The sequence below is a fragment of the Amycolatopsis sp. NBC_00355 genome (assembly GCF_036104975.1).
Taxonomy (GTDB): domain Bacteria; phylum Actinomycetota; class Actinomycetes; order Mycobacteriales; family Pseudonocardiaceae; genus Amycolatopsis.
The window spans coordinates 1,279,608-1,282,248 of sequence record NZ_CP107982.1 but is presented as its reverse complement, the minus strand read 5'-3'; the positions used below and the strand labels follow the sequence as shown (position 1 = coordinate 1,282,248).

Annotated in this window: 3 protein-coding genes; 2 read left to right on the top strand and 1 reads right to left on the bottom strand. The window is 71.3% G+C overall.

Annotated features, from left to right (window positions below; translation table 11 throughout):
- Nucleotides 1–253 precede the first annotated feature (253 nt).
- Complete coding sequence (locus tag OHS18_RS05070; RefSeq protein WP_328455582.1) at nucleotides 254–1,063, top strand: DUF2306 domain-containing protein; 810 nt, start codon at nucleotides 254–256, stop codon at nucleotides 1,061–1,063.
- Between the two features lie 76 nt (nucleotides 1,064–1,139).
- On the opposite strand, the gene OHS18_RS05065 is transcribed toward OHS18_RS05070, so the two are convergent.
- On the bottom strand, nucleotides 1,140–2,045 hold the full coding sequence (locus tag OHS18_RS05065) for an NADP-dependent oxidoreductase (RefSeq protein WP_328616117.1): 906 nt from the start codon (nucleotides 2,043–2,045) through the stop codon (nucleotides 1,140–1,142).
- Nucleotides 2,046–2,164: 119 nt separating this feature from the next.
- On the opposite strand from OHS18_RS05065, the gene OHS18_RS05060 reads away from it, so the two are divergent.
- Nucleotides 2,165–2,620: a MarR family winged helix-turn-helix transcriptional regulator gene (locus OHS18_RS05060; protein WP_328616116.1), complete on the top strand. Its 456-nt coding sequence runs from the start codon at nucleotides 2,165–2,167 to the stop codon at nucleotides 2,618–2,620.
- Nucleotides 2,621–2,641: the final 21 nt, after the last annotated feature.

Here is a 2,641-nt window from a genome sequence, read left to right as displayed (position 1 = left end):
GTGCTCGGATCGTTCCACCGCGGCGCTCCCAAGGGTTCGGACGGGGTCCGTTCCGGCGGGCGCTGGGAAGCCGCGGTGCGCCGCCGCCCGAACCACCGCCGACACGGAGGTCAGGCAGACTATGCCGTCACCCGGACCCTGTTTTCCCTAGCTGTTGCGGCCGATCCGGCCCGGCGGAGAGCGAACTCTACGGTTTTCCCCACTGTCTTCGCGCCACACTCTTCGCGCCGGTTCCTCCCACGGAAGGCCCACCATGTCACGCATCGGAACGGCGCTGAGACGCCCCTGGATCGTCCCCTTCTACTTCCTCGCGTTCGGTTTCCTCGCGTTCCGGCTGCCCAACTACGTCGGCTTGGATCCGAGCAAGTCGACGGCGGCGACCCGGCTGGACGTGCCGTTCTACTACCCGTTGCTGGTGGCGCACATCTTCTTCGGCTCGGTCGCGTTCGTGACCGCGGCGATCCAGGTGTGGCCCAAGCTGCGCAACAAGTACCCGAAGCTGCACCGCGTGTCCGGCCGGATCTACGTCTTCGGCGGCGCGCTGCCGGCCGGGATCGCGATCCTGACGATCACGCCGCTGCTCACGCACGGCCCCGGCCAGAAGGTCGGCAACGCGATCCTCGGCCTGCTCTGGCTGATCACCACGATCACCGGCTTCCGCCGCGCCCGCCAGGGCCGCATCGTGGAGCACCGCGAGTGGATGCTGCGCAGCTTCGCGCTGTGCTTCTCGATCCTGGCGTCCCGCTTCTGGCTCGGCCCGGCGATCCTCTGGCTGGAGCCGGAGGTCTTCACGATGGGCGTCGACGGCCCGGCGGCGGTGCAGGACCAGGTGTCCACGCTGACGTCGTGGGTGCCGTGGGTGGTCAACCTGCTGATCGCCGAGTTCTTCATCAACCGCGCCCGGTACAAGAAGCTGGGTGAGCAGGCCGCGAAGCGCAAGGCGGCCCAGGCCCGCGCCGTCGCGTCGGAGACGGCCGATGTCACTCCCACTGAGGCGACCCTGGTCCCGGACGCGAAGACGCCGCTGCTGGACGCACGGCCGTCGCCCGATCCGGTGGCCTGACCCCGAGAACGCGCCTTCCCCGGCGGCGGACGAGCCCGGCACCATCCCCCGGTGCCGGGCTCGTCCGCGTGTCCCGTCAGACGAGGACGACGATCTTCCCCTGCGTGTGGCCGCCTTCGGACTCCCGGTGTGCCTCGGCGATCTCGTCCAGCGGGTACGTCGCGGCGAGGTGCGGTGTGTAGCCGCCACGGGCGCCCAGCGCGGCGCCTTCGGCGAGCAATGCGGAGTTGTTCTCCGAGTTGCGGGCCCGGACTCCGAGTCCACCCGCACGGGCCGCGTCGGCGACCGTCACGACCCGGTCCGGGTCGCCGGCGATGGCGACGAGGTCGGCCAGCGAGCCGGAGGCGGCCGTGTCGAGCACGGCGTCCACCCCGCCGGGGGCGAGCTCGCGGACGCGGTCGGCCAGACCCTCGCCGTAGGTGGTGGGCAGCGCGCCCAGACCGCGCAGGTACTCGTGCTTGCCCGCGCTCGACGTGCCGATGACCGTCGCGCCGCGCGCCACGGCCAAGGCGACGGCGGCACTGCCCACCCCGCCGGCCGCGCCTTCGACCAGCAGCGTGCGGCCGGCCAGGTCGCCGAGCGCGTCGAGCCCGCTGCCTGCCGTGTCGACGGCCAGCCCGGCGGCAGCGGCCTGCGCCAGGGTCCACCCCTCCGGCACCGGCGCCCACGCGGACAGCGTGGCGTACTGCGCGGACGCCCCGAACACGCCGCCGAGCCCGAACACCCGGTCACCCACGGTGACACCGGTGACGCCTTCGCCGACCTCGTCCACCACGCCGGCGGCGTCGCGGCCGGGGATCGCCGGGAAGCCGACCTCGAACATCGCGCGGGCCGCCCCCGAGCGCACTTTCCAGTCGACCGGGTTCACACTGGCGGCGGCGACGCGGATCCGGACCTCGCCGGGCCCGGCGTGCGGTTCCGGGACGTCCTCGACGACGAGCACGTCCGCCGGGCCGTAGTCGTGGTAGCGGGCTGCGCGCATGGTGACTCCTCGATCCGCGGATGCTTTCCTTGGAAACTAACTTAAAGTCAGTTACTTTCCATGGCAAGGGTCTCGCAGATCACTTTCCGCGGAAAGTGACTGCGTGTACAGTCACGCCCGTGGAAGCGGATGACAGCTTCGCCCCGGCCGAGGCGGACACCTGGGAGTCGCTGCTGTCCGTGATCCTGTGGCTGCCCGCGGCGCTGGAGGGGCGGCTCAAGCAGGAAGGCCTGAGTCACGCCGAGTTCCTGATCCTGTGGTGCCTGTCGCAGCACCAGGACCGCACCATGACGTCGCTGGCGGAGATGTCCCGGGTCACGCCGTCGCACCTGTCCCGCATCGCGTCTCGGTTGGAGAGGCAGGGCTGGCTGGTCCGCAAGTCCGACCCGGCCGACACCCGCTACACGATCGCGTCACTGACCCCGGCGGGGTTGCGGAAGTACGAGGAGGCGGCGCCCGGCTACTACGCGACCCTGCGCAAGCACGTCTTCGGCTTGCTGACCGAGGAGCAGCTCGATCAGCTCGGCGGCATCACCGGAATCGTCGCGCGGTCCCTCGACCCGACCGCGACCTAGCGGGCCGGCCCGCGGCCTGGT